This is a genomic window from Pseudomonas aestuarii (genome assembly GCF_027988105.1).
Classification (GTDB): Bacteria; Pseudomonadota; Gammaproteobacteria; order Pseudomonadales; family Pseudomonadaceae; genus Aquipseudomonas; species Aquipseudomonas aestuarii.
This window is the reverse complement of the sequence record NZ_JAQJZJ010000006.1, coordinates 47,514-65,436: the sequence shown is the minus strand read 5'-3', so window position 1 is coordinate 65,436 and position 17,923 is coordinate 47,514. Positions and strand designations below refer to the sequence as shown.

The window sequence follows — 17,923 nt, the reverse complement described above, 5'->3', positions numbered from 1 at the left end:
CCGACTGCTGGGCGGCCCTGCCTTGCCCGTGCACTCTCCCCGTGCCAGGAGCTGCAGATGAGTCGCCCCCCCAACGAAGCAACCCTGCCCATCGACGAGGTCGCCCGACTCGCCGAGCTCCAGCACTACCAGTTGCTCGACACGCCCGCCGAGGAGGCCTTCGATGACCTCACCCAACTCGCCGCGCAACTCTGCGATACGCCCATCGCCCTGATCTCGCTGATCGACGAGCAGCGCCAGTGGTTCAAGAGCAAGGTCGGCCTGGATGCCTGCGAAACGCCGCGCGAACAGGCTTTCTGCGCCCATGCGATCCTCGCCAAGCAATTGTTTGAAATTCCCGACGCCCGACAAGACCCGCGCTTCGCTGACAACCCGCTGGTCACCGCGGCGCCGCATATCCGCTTCTACGCCGGTATGCCGCTGACCACCAGTGGCGGGCACAACCTCGGCACCCTCTGCGTGATCGACCGCCAGCCACGTCAATTGACCGCGGCGCAGCGCGACGGCCTGCGCCGCCTCGGCCGCCAGGTCGAGCGCCAGTGCGAGCTGCGCCTGAACCTGCGCCGGCATGCCGAACAGTCGGCGCTGCAGCGCGCCATCCTCGCCAGCGCCGGCAGTGCGATCATTACCACCCTGCCCACGGGCGAGATCAGCAGCGTCAACCCGGCCGCCGAACACTTGTTCGGCTATGCCCGGCAGTACCTGCTCGGCCGCCCCTTTGCCAGCACCCTGCTCGAACCTTGGCAGCTGGCGTGCCGCGCCGAGGCGCTCAGCCAGGAAGGCGAGCAATCCATCGGCGCGGACTTCTCCGTGCTGGCCACCCATGCCGCGCGCGGCCAGGACCAGCCGCATGAATGGACCTTCGTGCGCCAGGATGGCAGCCCGCTGCCGGCCTTGCTGACAGTCTCGGCGGTGCGCGACGAGGGTGGCACCCTGCGCGGTTTCGTCGCCATCGCCCAGGACCTGAGCCAGCGCGATCAGGCCCTGCAGCGCCTGCAGCAGATTGCCGCGCAGTTACCCGGCATGGTGTTCCAGGCGCTGCTGGCCGAGCGCGGCACGGTGCGCTTCCCCTACGCCAGCGAGGGCATAGTGGACATCTACGGGCTGACCCCGGCCGATGTCCTCGCGCATAGCAAGGCCGTGTTCGCGGTCATCCATGAGGACGATCGCGCCAGCGTTGCCGACGCCATACGCGACTCGGCCAGAGCGCTGAGCCAGTGGCATCAGGAATACCGCGTATGCCATCCCTGCAAGGGGCTGATCTGGGTCGAAGGCAAAGCCACTCCCCAGCAGCAGGCCGATGGTTCGGTGATCTGGCACGGCGTGATCAGCGACATCAGCGCTCGCAAGCACCAGGAACAGGAGCTGGAACAGCAGCAGGAGATGAACCGTCGCCTGCTCGAGGCGCTCGCCGAGGGCGTAATCGCCTGCAATGCCCAGGGCCAATTAACCCTGTTCAACGATACCGCCCGGCAATGGCATGGCACCGATGTCAGCCAGCTCGCACCCGAGCAATGGGGCGACCACTACGACCTGTTCGAGGCCGACGGCTTGACGCCGCTGGCCAACGCCAAGATCCCCCTGCTGCAAGCCCTGCAGGGCGAGCGAGTGCGCGACGCAGAAATCAGCATAGTCGCCAAGGGCCAGGCGCCCCGCTTTGTCACCGCCAACGCCGACCCGCTGTATGCCCCCGATGGCCGCCAGCTCGGCGCCGTCGTGGTGCTGCATGACATCACCGAGCGCAAGCGTATCGAACGCATGCAGCGCGAGTTCGTCTCCACGGTCAGCCATGAGCTGCGCACACCGCTGACCTCGATCTCCGGCTCGCTCGGCCTGATCCAGGGCGGTGCGCTCGGCGAACTGCCAGAGAGCATGCGGCAGATGCTCGATATCGCCCATCACAACAGCCTGCGCCTGAGTCATTTGATCAACGACCTGCTGGACATGGACAAGCTGGTGGCCGGCAAGATGAACTTCAAGCTGCACAGTCTGCAGCTGGACGCCCAGCTCGAGGAGAGCCTGGCGAGCAACCAGGCCTATGCCGACCAGCATGGCGTGCAGCTGGTGCAAGAGCGGGGGCCGGCACTCAAGGTGCGGGCCGATGCCATGCGCGTGCAGCAGGTGCTGGCCAACTTTCTCTCCAATGCCATCAAGTTTTCCCCGCGTGGCGCCCAGGTGCGCCTGAGCAGTGAAGTGCGCGAGCAACGCCTGCGGGTCAGCGTCAGCGACCAGGGCCCCGGGATTTCGGCGGCATTCCGCGAGCGGATGTTCCAGAAATTCGCCCAGGCCGACGCCACCGACAGCCGCCAAAAAGGCGGCACCGGACTGGGCCTGGCCATCAGCAAGGAGCTGATCGAACGTATGGGCGGGCGCATCGGCTTCGACTCGACCGAGGGCCAGGGGGCAACCTTCTGGTTCGAGCTGCCGCTGCTGGACGCCACGAACCTGGCGAGCGACGCCCAAGATGCGCAGCGACCCAGTTTGCTGGTGATCGAGGATGAAGCCGACATCGCCCAGTTACTGCAGCAGTTCCTCAGCCACGCCGGCTACCGGGTGATGCAGGCGACCAGCCTGGAACAGGCCCGAACCCTGCTGGCCGAGCACCACTTCGCCGCCGTCACCCTGGATCTGCGCCTGCCGGACGGCAACGGCCTGCAGTTGATCCGCGAGCTGCGCAACGATCCCACCACCGCGGAGCTGCCGGTGCTGGTGATTTCCGCTGCCTGCGACGAGGGCCGCCTGAGCCTGAATGGCAGCTTCCAGGCCATCGACTGGCTGGACAAGCCGATCGACCACCACAACCTGCTGGCCCGCCTGCGCCAGGCCCTGCACGGGCTGCCGGAAAAACCCCGGGTACTGCATATCGAGGACGATGCCGACTTGCGCCAGGTGATTGCCGAACAGGGCCGCACACTGGCCGAGTTCAACTCTGCCAGCAGCCTCACCGAGGCCCGTCAGCTGTTGAGCCAAGGCAGCTACGACCTGATCTTGCTGGACCTCGGCCTGCCCGACGGCAACGGCCTGGAACTGCTCGAAGAACTTCACCAACACCATTCGGGAGTGCCCGTGGTGGTACTCTCCGCACAGGACCTGCCTGCCGAGCACCTCGGCCAGGTCGAGGCCTCCCTGGCCAAATCGCGCACCAGTGCGCAACAATTTCTGCACCTGCTAGCCCGCCTGCTGCCCACCAAGGAGAATCGGCATGCCTGAACTGTCCCGCATCCTGCACGTGGAAGACGACCCTTCGATCCAGGCCGTGGCCAAGGTCGCGCTGGAGGCCGTTGGCGGCTTCCGGGTGCTCAGCTGCTCGTCCGGCCAGGACGCGCTGGACCAGATCCAGGGTTTCGCCCCGGATTTCATCTTGCTGGATGTGATGATGCCCGGCATGGATGGTCCGCAAACCCTGATCAAGCTCAGCGAGCTGGTGGACATCGGCCTGATCCCGGTGGCCTTCATGACGGCCAAGGTGCAGCCGGCGGAGATCGAGCACTACCACAGCCTGGGTGCCCGCGACGTGATCATCAAGCCCTTCGATCCGATGCAACTGGCCGCCCAGGTCCGGCAAATATGGAGCCGTGTGCATGGTTGAACCATCCAACCCGACCAGCGAACTGCAGTACCAGCTGCAACTGCTCAGCGAAAAATTCGCCGAGCGCCTGGCCCAGGAATTGCCCGAACTGGCCAGCAAGGCCAGGCTGTTGCAAGCCGCCGATCACGCGGCGCAGCTGCAGCAATTGCGCGACCTGCGCGATCAGTTGCACAAGCTGGCCGGCGCGGCCGGCACCTTCGGCTTCGCCAGCATCGGCCAACGCGCCCATGAGCTCGAACAACAGGCCCTGCACGGGCTGGAAGGCCCGGGCCTGAAGGATCAGGACCTGCAGGCGTTCATCCTCCAGCTGCAGCAATTCGCCGCGCAAGGTGTGCAGAGCGAATCGGCGCACAAAAGCCCCGCGCGCCCGAAAACGCCGGCAAAAGCCGAGACGCACTTGCGCCGCATCTACATCCTCGAGGACGAGGCCAGCATCGGCGAGAGCATGCGCCTGACCCTGGGCAATTTTGGCTACCATGCCGAGCACTTCAGCTGTATCGCCGATTTCGACGCGGCGCTGCAACGGCGCCTGCCGGATGCGCTGATCATCGACGTCAACCTGGGCGATGCCGAGCAAACCGGCCTGGCCTATGCCGCCGCCCTGCAACAGCGCCTGGAACAACCCCTGCCGCTGTTGGTGATTACCACCGAGGACGACTTCGCCACCCACCTGGAGGCGGTACGGGTCGGCGCCATGGGTTACTTCACCAAGCCGGTGGACATTCCCCAGCTGGAAAACCGCCTGGAACGCTGTTTCGCCCAACAGCAGGGCGAGCCCTACCGGGTGCTGATCGTCGATGACGACCACGACCTGGCCAGCCGCTACAGCCTGATCCTGCGCAGCGCCAACATGCTGGTGGAAGTGCTCGAAAGCCCTTCGGGGATCTTCGCGGCCATGAGCCGTTTCAACCCGGAGGTGGTGCTGCTCGACGTCAACATGCCGGACTGCACCGGACCCGAACTGGCGCAGATCATCCGTTTCAACGACGACTGGCTGCGAGTGCCGATCATCTACCTGTCGGCCGAGACCGATATCAACCGGCAAATGAATGCCTTGATCAAGGCCGGCGACGACTTCGTCACCAAACCCATCGGCGACAACGCCCTGATCACCACCGTGTTCTCCCGTGCCCAGCGCGCCCGCCTGCTGAGCATCGCCCTGTCCCGCGACAGCCTGACCGGCTTGCTCAAGCATGCCGACATCAAGGAGCAGGTCGGCATCGAGCTCGAACGCGCGCAACGCAGCGGCAAACCGGCCAGCGTGGCGATGCTCGACATCGACTTCTTCAAGAAGGTCAACGACAGCTACGGTCACGTCGCCGGCGACAACGTGATTCGCGCCCTGGCCAACCTGCTGCGCCAGCGCCTGCGCCGGGTCGATAGCCTGGGCCGCTATGGCGGCGAAGAATTTCTCGTGGTGCTGCCCGATTGCCCGGCCGATCAGGCCCTGCGGATTCTCGATGAAATTCGCCAGCGCTTTGCCGAACTGCACTTCATCGCCAGCGGCAGCGAGTTCTCGGTCACCCTGAGCGCCGGTATCGCCTCGACCGAGCAACACGCACTGGATGCCGGCGAACTGCTGGAGCGGGCCGACCGCGCCCTGTATGTGGCCAAGCACGGTGGCCGCAACCAGGTCAGTCAATCCTGACCGAGCCCCCGCGCCTGCCCAGGCGCGGCCAAATACCCTTCGGCCTGGCCCATGGCCAGGACCGACGCCCCATTAGCCCCGGCTAGCGGGCTCGCACCCGCGGCCAGGGCTTGGCCACGTGAAATAAATAGTGTATTTTTTCATGAAATTTATTTACCTAATTTCATGAGGCGCGCCGTGTTCAAACAATCCGCCCAGCATGTCGCCAGTTTCTACGCCCGTACCTACCCTGGCCCTATTGCCTTGCGGCCAACCCTGCAGGAGCGCCTGAACTGCGACGTACTGATCATCGGCGCCGGTTTCAGCGGCCTGCACACGGCGTTGCGCCTGGCCCTGGCCGGCAAGCGGGTGATCCTGCTGGAAGCCAGCCGGGTGGCCTGGGCTGCCTCCGGGCGCAATGGTGGCCAGGCCTTGCTCGGCTGGTCCTGCGACATGCCGCCGCTGGAACAGGCCCTCGGCCTGGAACGCGCCCGCCGCCTGTGGGACAGCATGCGCTGGGCCGCCGCGGAGCTGCGCGAACTGCCCGGGCGGCATGGCTTCGACGTCGATTACCGGGTCGGCAGCCTGTGGACCGCAGTGCAACAGCGGCGCGTCGCGCAACTGCAGGAGGCGCAGCACGACGCCGTGACGAAGTGGGGCTACCCACACCTGCGCTTTATCGAGGGCGAGGAACTACCCGAGTGGATCGCCAGCCCGCGCTACCTGGCCGCGCTCTACGATCCCGAGGCCGCCCACCTCAACCCGCTGAAACTGGCCCAGGGCCTGGCCAGTGCCATCGAGCAGGCCGGCGGGCAGATCTTCGAGCAGAGCCAGGTGCTGGGTTACCACGCCACCAGCGCCGGCTTTGTCGCCCGCACCGAGCAGGGCGAAGTCTGCAGTGATGTGCTGGTGCTGGCCTGCAACGCCTACATCGATGGGCTGGATCCTCAGCTGGCCAGCCGGCTGCTGCCGGTCGGGTCCTATCAGGTCGCCACCGCGCCGCTCGATCCAGCCCTGGCCCACTCGCTGCTGCCGCGCAACAGCTGCGTGATCGACAACCAGTTCGTCCCCGATTACTTCCGCCTGACCCCGGACCAGCGCCTGCTGTTCGGTGGCGGCTGCACTTACCTGGGCGGCATCCCCAAGGACGTCGCCGCCGCCACCCGCCCCTATCTGGAGCGGGTATTTCCGCAACTGCGCGGGGTCGCCCTGGAGTTCGCCTGGGGCGGGCATATCGACGTCAGCATGAAGCGCACCCCGGATATCGGCCGCCTGGGTCAGCGCTACTGGCTGCAAGGGTTCTCCGGCCATGGCGTGCTGCCGACCCTGGCCGGCGCCCGCGCGGTGAGCGATGCGATCCTCGGCAACGATGATCTGCTGACCTTGTACCAGGCCATTAACAACCCGCGCTTCCCCGGCGGCGCACGCCTGGCCGCGCCGCTGGAGGCGCTGGGCAAGGCCTGGTACCGGCTGCGCGATAGCGTCTGATACCCGTAGGCCGATGGATCAAACAAGCGCCAGCACCCGACCACCGCCTCAGAGGAACTCACCATGGACATGCACGACGAAATCGAAGGCCTGGCGATCCTGATTCGCGACCTGCGCAAGCACAAGAACCTCACCCTCGGCGAACTGGCCGAGCGCATCGGCCGTTCGGTGGGCTTCCTCTCCCAGGTCGAGCGCGGCCTGTCGCGCCCCACCGTGGCCGACCTCACCGCGATCAGCGAGACCCTGGGCGTGCCCACCACCTATTTCTACAGCCTGAGCAAGCCGCGCGCGCTGCCCTGGGTGACCCGCCCCGGCGAGCGGCGCACCCTGTATTACGCCGGCGGCATCACCGACGTGCTGGCGTCACCGAGCATGTCGGCGGGCTTCTCCATGCTCGAAAGCCACCTCGCCCCAGGCGCCAGCAGCGGCGAAGGGCACCTGGACGACAGCTCCGAACAGGGTGGTTTCGTCCTCGAAGGCGAGTTGAGCATCTGGCTGGGCGAGGACCCGCAAGCCGTGACCCTGGGGCCCAACGACAGCTTCCAGCTACCGCCGCATAGCCAGTTTCGCTACGCCAACCTCACCGACCAACCCACGCGCGTGCTTTGGGTTTTCAAATAACCCCCAGCGCGCAGGATCCTCGTCATGACCACAACCAATAGTTTCCCCGACCTACTCAGCGAAGTCCGCGCCTTCCGCGCCCAGCACCCCGCCGTGCGCTACGTCGACCTCATCAGCCTGGACATTCCCGGGCATTTCTATGGCAAGCGCTACCCCGTCGAGATGCTGGAAAAGGTCGCCGCCGGTAGCCCGCTGAAGATCCCGCAGAACTGCGTCCTGCTCGGTGCCCAGGGCGGCCTGCACCCGATCGGCGACTACTGCTTCAACGACGGCGACCCGGATGCGCCGCGCCGGCTGATCCCCGGTACGCTGAAACCGGTACGCTGGGAGAACCAGCCGCTGGGGCAGATGCTGATCAGCTCCGATGGCACCGCCGCGCCCATCGAGTTCGAGCCGCGCGAGGTGCTGACGCAAGTGCTTGAGCGCCTGGCCAAGCGCGGCATCCACCCGGTGGTGGCCTTTGAACTGGAGTTCTACCTGTTCGACCGCGCACTCAAGGATGGCCTGCCGCAGTTTCCGCGCGACCCGCTGTGCGGCGATGCCGACGACCAGCCGAACATGCACATCGAGCGCCTGTCGCGCTTCTCCGATGTACTGCACGAGATCGTCGAGGCGGCCAACGAGCAGGGGGTGGACGCCAACGTGATCACCGCCGAACTCGGCCCCGGCCAGTTCGAGATCAACTTCGGCCACTGCGACGACGGCCTGCGCGCCGCCGACTGGGCCGCCCTGTTCTGCCGCAGCACCCGCGGCGTGGCGCTCAAGCACGGCCACCGCGCCAGCTTCATGAGCAAGCCCTACCTGCAGGCGCCGGGCAGCGGCATGCATGTGCATGTCAGCCTGTACGACGCCGCCGGCAACAACCTGCTGGCGGCCGACCAGCAACGCCCGCTGCGCCATGCCGTGGCCGGCTGCCTGGAACTGCTGCCGCACTGCATGCCGATCTTCGCCGCCAACCACAACGCCTACCGCCGCTATGGCGCCATGGTCAACGCCGCCAGCCGTGCCAGCTGGGGATACGAAGACCGCGACGCGTGCATCCGCATCCCCGAGTCGGACGGCCGCAACCTGCGCATCGAGCACCGCCTGGCGGGCGCCGACGCCAACCCCTATCTGGTGCTGGCGGCGATCCTCAGCGGCATGGAGCACGGCCTGGATGCCCAGCGCGAGCCCATCGCCCCGCTCAACCAGGATCGCCAGAGCGGCATCGACTTCCCCCAGGACATGCTTAGCGCGGTGGCGGCGATGCGCGATCACCCGGTGGTCAACCAGGGCCTGGGCAGCGAGTTCGTCATGGTCTACTGCGAGAACAAGCGTCAGGACCACCTGGCCTTTATGCATGAACTGAGCGCGCGGGAGTACCGCTGGTTTCTCTGAAGCGGCCGGCCCCGCCTCCTTTGGTCGGCGGCCCCCGGGCGGGGCCTTGCGGCGCCGGCTGTTGATCTATTCTCGATGAATCAACAAGGGAGGTGGAACATGGCCAACACAATCGCGATTCATCCGGCGGTGGACAACGGTATCCAGCCAACCGCGGAACACTTCAGCGGCGGCACCCTGGTCTGCCATTGCACCGACAAGCCCGTACGGGTCAGGGTCGACGCCCAGTCGGCGCACAATCACGCCTGTGGCTGCAGCAAATGCTGGAAGCCTGCGGGCGCGCTGTTCTCCATGGTGGCGGTGGTGCCGCGCGACAAGCTGACGGTCACCGACAACGCCGAAAAGCTGGCGGTGGTCGACCCCAAGGCAACCATCCAGCGGCATGCCTGCAGCCAGTGCGGTGTGCACATGTTCGGCCGCATCGAAAACCGCGACCACCCCTTCTACGGGCTCGACTTCATTCACACCGAGCTGTCGTCGGAGCAGGGCTGGTCGGCACCGCAGTTTGCCGCCTTCGTCTCCTCGATTATCGAAGCCGGTGCCGATCCGGCCCAGATGGATGCGGTACGGGCGCGTTTGCGGGCACTGGGCCTGGAGCCCTACGACTGCCTGTCGCCGGCGCTGATGGATGCCATCGCCACGCACACGGCCAAGGCTTCGGGTGTGCTCAAGACCTGAGCCGACTCAGCCCGGCAGCGGCTGGGTCGGTTGACCGGCGCGCTGCCAGCCGGCGAAACCATCGATCAGGTAGCGCGCATCGAGCCCCATGGCCATGAGGGTGGCGGCAATGCCCTGACTGATTTCATGGCCTTGGGCGCAGAACAGGATGACCGGGCGATCCCGAGGAACCTGGTCTTTCCAGCTCAACACGGCTTCCGGCTCGAACCACTGCGCCCCGCCGATGGTCGCGGCATCCGCCTGGCGGGCAGAGGCGCGCCGCACATCCAACAAGGTGAACTGCCGGCCGGCCACTTGCCATTCCGCCAGTTCGCAAAGCGAAATTCGATTCATCGCGTACCTCCGCTCAATTCAGCCACATATGCACCAGCAAGCCCAGCAGCGCGCAGGCAGCGATCACCTCGATCACCCCGCGCTTGAACTTGAACAGCGCCAGCGCCGCCGCCAGGGCAATCAGCGCCGAGGGCCAGTCGAAACGCCCCCTGAAACCCTCAGGCCAGAGCACGTGGTAACCGAAGAATAGCGCCAGGTTGAGGATCACCCCCACCACGGCGGCAGTGATGCCGGTCAGCGGTGCGGTGAACTTCAGCTCGCCGTGGGTCGACTCCACCAGCGGCCCGCCGGCGAGAATGAACAGGAACGACGGCAGGAAGGTGAACCAGGTGACCAAGGTCGCCGCCAGGGCGCCGGCGATAAACAGCTGCTCAGGGCCGAACACCTGCTGCACATAGGCGCCGACGAAAGCGACAAAGGCCACCACCATGATCAGCGGTCCCGGCGTGGTCTCGCCCAGCGCCAGGCCGTCGATCATCTGGGTCGGCGTCAGCCAGGCGTAATGGCCGATGGCGCCCTGGTAGACGTAGGGCAGCACCGCATAGGCGCCGCCGAAGGTGAGCAACGCCGCCTTGGTGAAGAACCAGCCCATCTGCGTCAGGGTGCCTTCCCAGCCGTACAACCAGGTCAGCAGGCCCATGGGCAGCAGCCAGAGCAGGGCACCGGCGGCGCCGATCAGGGCCAGCCGCGAGGCGCGAAAGCGCGCATGGGCGGGTGTCGGGGTGTTGTCGTCGATCAGCGCCGGACCGAAGGATTTCGCCGTAGCGCCATGGCCGCCGCCGAGACTGAATTGCTCCGGCAACAGCCGGCCGCCAAGATAGCCCAGCAGCGCCGCGCCGAGCACGATCAGCGGGAAGGGCACGTTGAGGGCGAAAATGGCGACGAAGGACGCCGCGGCGATGGCCCACAGCCAGTTGTTCTGCAGCGCCCGCGAGCCAATGCGCCAGGCGGCCTGCATGACGATGGCGGTGACCGCCGGCTTGATCCCGTAGAAGATCCCCGCCACCAGCGGCACGTCGCCGAAGGCGATATACAGCCAGGACAGGCCGATCAGGATGAACAGCGACGGCAGCACGAACAGCCCCCCGGCAATCACCCCGCCCCAGGTGCGGTGCATCAGCCAGCCGATGTAGGTGGCCAGCTGCTGCGCCTCCGGCCCGGGCAGCAGCATGCAGTAGTTCAGCGCATGCAGAAAGCGCCGTTCGGACAGCCAGCGGCGCTTCTCGACCAACTCCTGGTGCATGATCGCAATCTGCCCGGCCGGGCCGCCGAAGCTGATCAGGCCGAGCTTGAGCCAGAACCACCAGGCCTCGAACAGGCTGACGGTTGGCGGGGTGTCGTGCTCGGCTGGCGGCGTAGGCATCGGCGGCGTATCCACTCGGGTTAAACGGCTGCAGCACTATAACGCGCAGCGCCGAAGGACTGATGCTGCTCAGCAGCAGCTGCAGCGTAGCAACCGCCAGCGAATTTACCCATCCAGCGCCGTGCCGATGCTCGCCCGCAAGCGGTTGTGCTCGCGCCCCTCATCAACCGGCGTTTGCGCCACAGGCCAAGACCGCACACCGGCAGATCGGTTTTAATGGTGCTTTGATTTTGTCCAAGGTTTGCCCCGATGCCCCTGACTGCCGACGAACTTGCCCGGATCAGCGCGCTCACCCTGCAGCATTATCAGCAGTGCGCCGAAGAATTCCGCGAAGGCACCCGCGATCACGATGTCAGCCAGAACATCGCCGCCCTGCTCGGCGCTATCCAGGCCGAGCAGCCCTACCGGATCCTCGATTTCGGCTGCGGCCCGGGTCGCGACCTGCGCACCTTCAAGGCCCTGGGCCACACGGCCATCGGCCTGGACGGCTGCCCGCGCTTCGTCGAGATGGCCCGTGCCGACAGCGGCTGCGAGGTCTGGCTGCAGGACTTCCTCGCCCTCGACCTGCCCGCCGCACAGTTCGACGGCATCTTCGCCAACGCCGTGCTGTTCCATATCCCCAGCCAGGCACTGCCACGGGTGCTGGCTCAGCTGCATGGCGCACTCAAGCCGGGCGGGGTGCTGCTCAGTTCCAACCCGCGCGGGGACAACCAGGAAGGCTGGAACGGCGACCGCTACGGCGCCTACTACGACCTGGCCAACTGGCGAATCCTGCTCGGCAACGCCGGTTTCGTCGAGCTGCAGCACTACTACCGGCCGCCCGGCTTGCCCCGCGCGCAGCAGCCCTGGCTGGCCAGTGTCTGGCGCCGCGGCTGAACGGCGCGCCAGCTGCTGCCGCACAGCGGCGGCGCGGGCAATGGCTGGCCACAGACCGCTGCTGTGGCCCAGTGGCACCTAGCGCTATATTTCTCTGTATATAGCGCTAGGCGCACGCTAAAGTGCCCAGGCGTTGCCCGCCACCCAAGGTTCAAAGAGCCATACGATGACTAATCCTGTCCCTCATAGCTGCCTGGCGCTGTTCGCCGGCCTGGCGCTCAGCGCCAGCGCGCTGGCCGGGCAAGTGCAGGTGGCCGTGGCCGCCAACTTCACCGCGCCGATTCAGGCGATTGCCCCCGCGTTTGCCAAAGCGACCGGCCACACGCTGGTGGCCGCCTTCGGTGCCACCGGCCAGCTGTATGCGCAGATTGAACATGGTGCGCCCTTCGAGGTGTTCCTCGCCGCCGACGCCAGCACCCCGGCCAAGCTGGAAAGCGCGGGGCTTGGGGTTGCCGGCTCGCGCTTCACCTATGCGATTGGCCGCCTGGTGCTGTGGTCGGCCAGGGCCGACTACCTCGACGGCAGCGCCGCGGTGCTCAAGGCGAACCAGTTCCAGCACCTGGCCATTGCCAACCCGAAAGCCGCACCCTACGGCCTGGCCGCAAGTCAGGTGCTGGCTAAACTCGGCTTGAGCGCCGCGCTGCAGAGCAAGCTGGTCGAAGGCCAGAGCATTACCCAGACGCTGCAGTTCGTCTCGACCGGCAATGCCGAACTGGGCTTCGTCGCCCTGTCGCAGGTGTACCAGGGCGGCCGGCTGAGCCGCGGCTCGGCCTGGGTAGTGCCGGATGACCTGCATGGACCGATCAAGCAGGACGCGCTGCTGCTCAAGAAGGGCGAGCATAACCCCGCGGCCAGCGCCCTGATCGAGTACCTGCAAGGCCCGCAAGCGGCGGCCATCATTCAGTCCTTCGGCTACCAACTCTAAGGGTTCGCCGCCATGCCCCTCACCCAAGCCGATTTCAACGCCGTCCTGCTGAGCCTGCAGCTGGCCTCGCTGACCACCGTGCTGCTGTTGCTGATCGGCACCCCCATCGCCTGGTGGCTGGCGCAGACCAACTCCTGGCTGAAGCAGCCGCTCGGCGCCATCGTCGCCCTGCCGCTGGTGCTGCCGCCGACGGTGATCGGTTTTTACCTGCTGGTGAGCATGGGCCCGCATGGCTATATCGGTCAGCTGACCCAGAGTCTCGGCCTCGGCACCCTGACCTTCACCTTCACCGGGCTGGTGATCGGCTCGGTGTTCTATTCGCTGCCCTTCGTCGTGCAACCGCTGCAGAACGCCTTCGAGGCCATCGGCCGCGCACCGTTGGAGGCGGCGGCCACACTGCGCGCCAATCCCTGGGATGCGTTCTGCACGGTGGTCCTGCCACTGGCCAAACCCGGCTTCATGACCGCGGCCATCCTCGGCTTCGCCCACACCGTGGGCGAGTTCGGCGTGGTGCTGATGATCGGCGGCAATATCCCCGGCAAGACCCAGGTGGCTTCGGTGCAGATCTACAATCATGTGGAAACCCTGGAGTACGCTCAGGCCCACTGGCTGGCCGGCGGCATGCTGGCGTTCTCCTTCATCGTCTTGCTCGCGCTCTACTCGAGCCGCCGCCGCGGCAGGCAGGGCTGGCAATGATCGACAGACTGTTCGGCGGCAAGCCGCTGGCGCCGCCCCACAAGGAGCAGAACCTGATCCGCGCCCGCTTCAAGATCGAGCGCCCGGGCTTTGTCCTGGATGTCGACCTGAGCCTGCCCGGCCGCGGCATCAGCGCGCTGTTCGGCCACTCGGGTTCGGGCAAGACCAGCTGCCTGCGCTGCTTCGCCGGCCTCGACCAGGCCCCCGACGCTTACCTGCAGGTCAATGGCGAGCTGTGGCAGGACAGCGCAACGGGCCAGTTCGTCGCGCCGCACCGGCGCGCCCTGGGTTATGTGTTCCAGGACGCCAACCTGTTCGCCCACCTGTCGGTGCGGCGCAACCTGGAGTTCGGCCACAAACGCATCCCCGCCCACAGCCGGCGGGTGCCGCTGGAACAGGCGGTCGAACTGCTCGGCATCGGCCATCTGCTGCAGCGCATGCCGGAGAACCTCTCCGGCGGCGAACGCCAGCGGGTGGCCATCGCCCGTGCCCTGCTGACCAGCCCACGGCTGCTGCTGCTGGATGAACCGCTGGCCTCGCTCGACCTCAAGCGCAAGCTGGAGGTGCTGCCCTACCTGGAACGCCTGCACGCAGAGCTGGACATCCCGATCCTCTACGTCAGCCATTCGCCCGACGAAGTCGCGCGCCTGGCCGATCACCTGGTGGTACTCGAAGAAGGCCGGGTGCAGGCCAGCGGTCCCCTGAAGGAAACCCTGCTGAGGCCCGATCTGCCCTTCCTGTTCGAGGAGGATGCCGAGGCCGTGGTCGACGGCAGCGTCAGCCACTACGATCCGGACTATCGACTGCTGAGCATCCGCCTGAGCGGCACCGACGCCGTGCTGCAACTGACCCATGCGCCCCTGGCCACGGGCAAGCCGGTGCGGGTCAAGCTCAAGGCGCGGGATGTCAGCCTGAGCCTGCATCAGGCCCGGGACACCAGCCTGCTCAACCTGCTGCCGGCCAGGGTCGAACACTGGCTGACCCTGGCGAATCAGGCGCAGATACTGGTCAGCCTGCGGGTCGGCGATGAGCGGATGATCGCCCGCATCACCCGCTACTCCTTCGACAAACTGGGTATCCATGCCCAGCAGGCGCTGTGGGTACAGGTCAAATCCGTCTCGCTGCTGGCGTCCGATTGAGCGCAGCGGCCCACTCGCAGATCGCTGTGCGCCGAAACGAACGCCCTCTCTCGGCTCGGGCCGATAACCTGTGCCGGCGCGTGCTGCCAATCCTTGACGGCATATTTCCGACGAAATCACTCTTTCGAGGCATGCTTGCACGCCGCAGGCGCAGTAATCTCATGGCGTTGATGGATATGCCCCTCTGTCTCCGCATTGCTCAAAAAAATAACAAGGAGCACCCCGGAATGCGCAACACGCCGTTCTTACGTCACATTTTCCTCTGCCTGAGCGCGGCCCTCGCCGGCCTCGCACCCCTGGCTTTCGCCACGGCAGCAAGCCAGCAGGAACAGGTCCAGGTTCAGGCCAGCCGGGCGACCAGCAGCCTGATGCTGTTACGCGGCGAAGGTTTCCAGAAGAAACACCTGAGCACCCTCGAAGCCGACCTGCAAGCATTGGCCGGCGCGGTGCAAAGCCTGCCGCAAGGCAGCGATGCCCTGCGCAGTGCACACCAGGAACTGGTCCTGCAGATCCGGCGTGGCGTGGCCTTTGGCCCCAACGAAGCAGACTTGCCCTGGCGCTACCCGGAAGAGCTGAGCAAGGCGCTGCTGGGCGTACTCCACGAGACCCGTCAGCTGTCGCCAGAGGGCGACAGCGAACTGGCCGCCAAACTCGAATACCTCTCCGTGCAGTACCTGAGCCGCGCCTATCTGGGCAACTTCGAAATCGCCCGTGAACAGACCGATAACTACCTGGGCCAGGACGAGCGCAAGCTGGTACCCGCCATCGATGCCGAACTGGCCACCCTGGATGCCACCGACTTGAGCAAGCTGAAAGTCCGCTGGGAATACCTGAAAGCCGCGCTAAACGACCTCAACAGCCAGAGCAGCGCCCTGCAAAGCGTCTCCGGCCGGGCCTTCGCCCCCATGACGGTGTATCGCCATACCCGCTCGCTGACTGCGCAGTGGATGGCAATATAGTGAACCCGCGGGATCGCCAGTCGACTGATGGGCTAAAGCGGATTGCCGCCTAGCCCACCCGTCGCATCGATAGCCGAAAGGAGTCAGCGAAACGCGTCGGGCGCACCGAATGCGGCTTATCACCGAGCACGTCGCCGCGGGCGTTCCATCTGGCTCAGGAACAACTGGCGCTGATGCTGACAATCCCCCGGCAAGCCCAGCTCAGGTGGCCTCGCGCCTAGGGCGTTGTCCACCCTCCCCACACCAAGCAATTAGCGCAGCGTCTCCAGCATCCGGTAGTACCACATGCCGGCGGCCAGCATCGGATTGCCGAACAGATCGCCGAGCGGCACCTTGATGTGCTTGCAGGCGGCGAAGGTGTCGTAATGGCCGAGGGTGCCAGTCAGGGCGTTGGCCATGATTTCGCCCATGATATGGGTGGTAGCGATGCCGTGGCCGGAGTAGCCCTGGCAGTACCAGACGTTGTCCGAGAGTTTGCCCAGTTGCGGGATACGGTTGATCACGATGCCCATGGCGCAGCTCCACTGGAAGTCGATGCCGACGCCCTGGAGCTGCGGGAAGGTGCTTTCGATGCCGGGGCGCAATTCGGCGGCGATGTCGCGCGAGTCACGACCCGAGTAGTTGCAGCCACCCCCGAACAGCAGGCGCTTGTCGGCGGTCAGGCGATAGTAGTCGAGGACGAAACGGCAGTCGTAGACGGCCAGATCCTGGGGATTGAGCTGCTCGGCCAGCTCGCCAAGTGGCGCGGTGGTGACGATGCCGCCCATGGCCGGGAAGATCATGCCCTTGAGCTTTTTCGGCTCTAGCTTGTGGTACACGTCGCCGGCCAGCAGCACCTGTTTGGCATTGATCCGGCCTTGTGCGGTAACCACCGCCGGTTTGTCACCGTGAACAATCTCCAATACTTCGGAGTGCTCAAAGATCAGCGCGCCCAGGCTGGCGGCGGCCTTGGCTTCACCGATGCACAGGTTGAGCGGGTGCAGGTGCATATTGCGGGTGTTCTTCAGCGCGCCGTTGTACAGGTCGCTGGCCAGATGGCTGCGCACGCCGTCGCGGTCAAGCAGGGTCACATCGTTAGCCATGCCGCGGCGTACGGCTTCGGCGTAGGTGGCTTCCAACTCGTGCATGTGCACGGGCTTCATCGCCGCATGCAGGTGGCCGTGCTTGAGGTCGCAGTTGATCCCGTACTTTTCCACGCGCTGCTTGATGATGGCGTGGCCGCGCCAGCGCAGGTGCCAGATAAAGTCCTCTACCTCTTCGCCAAGAGTGTTGCGCATTTGCTTGCTCATGGCGGCATCGCCGGACAGGCTGCCGGTGACCTGACCGCCGTTGCGCCCGGTGGCGCCCCAGCCAATCTTGTTGGACTCGACGATGGCCACTTTCAGGCCGCGCTCGGCCAGCTCCACGGCGGACGCTACGCCGGTAAACCCGCCGCCGATGATCACCACATCGACGCTGATCTCGCCCAGCAGGGTCGGGTAGTCGGTTTCTTCATTGAGGGTGGCGCTGTAATAGGACGGGCAGCGTTCGGCAGCAGGCGTCACGGCTTGGGTGGCGGCGTTCATTACGGTGTTCCTTGTTCGGTATTGGGCGCATTGGCCCAAGGCAGCCTGGTAAGCACCGAGGCTTTGTGGTGCGCCGGTTAGGCGGCATCGTCTGGTTAGGCTCAGGCAGACGCGATGTCTGGTGGACGCGCATGCCGGCAGTGCCAGAGCGCCCAGAAGGCCCGCAGTGACCAGCATGTGCCCGCGCGAAGTAATAGGGCCGGATACAGGAGTGAATAGCTCATAACCCTGGAGACTCGCACGGTGAAGTGCTCCAGTTAAATAAGATTTATGATGCCTTCATGTTCGCAGTTACTAAACATTGTGTGCCATCACGCCTAACAGCTCAGGATCTGGACCAAGCATGCAGGGCGTTCGCAGGCTCAATGAGAGGGCTGTGAAGCTCGCAAACCGAGCGTGGCTTCGATGATGCGCGGCACTCATGGCTAATCAATCAATGCATTGGTATTCGTCTTTGTGCCGTTCTGCAGCTTTACGTCAAGGCAGCCGCTCAGAGTGGTGACGGATCTGTATGGCCAGCAGCCGTGTGCAGGCTGAGCAAGGCTTGAGCCTGGCCAATGAGGCGGGCTCGGTCATGCTCGAAATTCAGGATGATGCTCAGCGGGTGGTCGATGCAGTGGGGCAATTCGCCAGCCAGCTGAAAAGCTAAGGTACATGGCAAGCGCAACACTATTTACCCATCTGACA

Annotated in this window: 15 protein-coding genes and 1 pseudogene; 13 read left to right on the top strand and 3 right to left on the bottom strand. The window is 65.6% G+C overall.

Features of this window, described 5'->3' with window-relative positions; translation table 11 throughout:
* Positions 1-57: 57 nt before the first annotated feature.
* The 7 genes from PH586_RS14090 (at position 58) to gfa (ending at position 9,380) form a co-directional block, all read left to right on the top strand.
* Entirely contained in the window at positions 58-3,210 is a 3,153-nt protein-coding gene (locus PH586_RS14090; protein ID WP_408636868.1) for a response regulator, read from the top strand.
* Positions 3,203-3,589: a response regulator gene (locus PH586_RS14080; protein WP_271348396.1), complete on the top strand. Its 387-nt coding sequence runs from the start codon at positions 3,203-3,205 to the stop codon at positions 3,587-3,589. Before PH586_RS14090 ends, PH586_RS14080 begins: the two co-directional genes overlap by 8 nt.
* Complete coding sequence (locus tag PH586_RS14075) at positions 3,582-5,237, top strand: diguanylate cyclase (RefSeq protein WP_271348395.1); 1,656 nt, start codon at positions 3,582-3,584, stop codon at positions 5,235-5,237. Before PH586_RS14080 ends, PH586_RS14075 begins: the two co-directional genes overlap by 8 nt.
* A gap of 177 nt (positions 5,238-5,414) precedes the next feature.
* Positions 5,415-6,704: an NAD(P)/FAD-dependent oxidoreductase gene (locus PH586_RS14070; RefSeq protein WP_271348394.1), complete on the top strand. Its 1,290-nt coding sequence runs from the start codon at positions 5,415-5,417 to the stop codon at positions 6,702-6,704.
* Positions 6,705-6,767: 63 nt separating this feature from the next.
* On the top strand, positions 6,768-7,325 hold the full coding sequence (locus tag PH586_RS14065; protein WP_271348393.1) for a helix-turn-helix domain-containing protein: 558 nt from the start codon (positions 6,768-6,770) through the stop codon (positions 7,323-7,325).
* Positions 7,326-7,349: 24 nt separating this feature from the next.
* Positions 7,350-8,702 (top strand): glutamine synthetase family protein, encoded by a 1,353-nt coding sequence (locus PH586_RS14060; protein ID WP_271348392.1) that lies wholly within the window; start codon positions 7,350-7,352, stop codon positions 8,700-8,702.
* 99 nt (positions 8,703-8,801) lie between these two features.
* Entirely contained in the window at positions 8,802-9,380 is a 579-nt protein-coding gene (gene gfa / locus PH586_RS14055) for an S-(hydroxymethyl)glutathione synthase (protein ID WP_271348391.1), read from the top strand.
* A gap of 6 nt (positions 9,381-9,386) precedes the next feature.
* Here gfa and PH586_RS14050 read toward each other — a convergent pair whose 3' ends face one another.
* Together PH586_RS14050 and chrA are read right to left on the bottom strand one after the other, a co-directional pair.
* Entirely contained in the window at positions 9,387-9,713 is a 327-nt protein-coding gene (locus PH586_RS14050) for a rhodanese-like domain-containing protein (protein WP_271348390.1), read from the bottom strand.
* 13 nt (positions 9,714-9,726) lie between these two features.
* On the bottom strand, positions 9,727-11,076 hold the full coding sequence (gene chrA, locus PH586_RS14045) for a chromate efflux transporter (RefSeq protein ID WP_271348389.1): 1,350 nt from the start codon (positions 11,074-11,076) through the stop codon (positions 9,727-9,729).
* A gap of 249 nt (positions 11,077-11,325) precedes the next feature.
* Between chrA and PH586_RS14040 the strand changes: the two genes are divergently transcribed.
* From PH586_RS14040 to PH586_RS14020, 5 genes are all read left to right on the top strand, one after another.
* Positions 11,326-11,952, top strand: a complete 627-nt coding sequence (locus PH586_RS14040) for a class I SAM-dependent methyltransferase (RefSeq protein ID WP_271348388.1) — start codon at positions 11,326-11,328, stop codon at positions 11,950-11,952.
* Between the two features lie 166 nt (positions 11,953-12,118).
* Positions 12,119-12,877, top strand: a complete 759-nt coding sequence (gene modA, locus PH586_RS14035; protein ID WP_271348387.1) for a molybdate ABC transporter substrate-binding protein — start codon at positions 12,119-12,121, stop codon at positions 12,875-12,877.
* A 12-nt stretch (positions 12,878-12,889) separates the two neighbouring features.
* Positions 12,890-13,573 (top strand): molybdate ABC transporter permease subunit, encoded by a 684-nt coding sequence (gene modB, locus PH586_RS14030; RefSeq protein ID WP_271348386.1) that lies wholly within the window; start codon positions 12,890-12,892, stop codon positions 13,571-13,573.
* Complete coding sequence (gene modC / locus PH586_RS14025) at positions 13,570-14,712, top strand: molybdenum ABC transporter ATP-binding protein (protein WP_271348385.1); 1,143 nt, start codon at positions 13,570-13,572, stop codon at positions 14,710-14,712. The genes modB and modC overlap by 4 nt, the downstream gene beginning before the upstream one ends.
* A gap of 227 nt (positions 14,713-14,939) precedes the next feature.
* Positions 14,940-15,671: a hypothetical protein gene (locus PH586_RS14020; protein ID WP_271348384.1), complete on the top strand. Its 732-nt coding sequence runs from the start codon at positions 14,940-14,942 to the stop codon at positions 15,669-15,671.
* A gap of 251 nt (positions 15,672-15,922) precedes the next feature.
* Here PH586_RS14020 and PH586_RS14015 read toward each other — a convergent pair whose 3' ends face one another.
* A complete protein-coding gene (locus PH586_RS14015; RefSeq protein ID WP_271348383.1) occupies positions 15,923-17,236 on the bottom strand; it encodes an NAD(P)/FAD-dependent oxidoreductase in 1,314 nt (437 codons plus the stop codon).
* A gap of 511 nt (positions 17,237-17,747) precedes the next feature.
* Between PH586_RS14015 and PH586_RS14010 the strand changes: the two are divergent.
* Positions 17,748-17,885 (top strand): annotated as a pseudogene (locus tag PH586_RS14010) (chemotaxis protein); the annotation flags it as partial.
* Between the last annotated feature and the right edge of the window lie 38 nt (positions 17,886-17,923).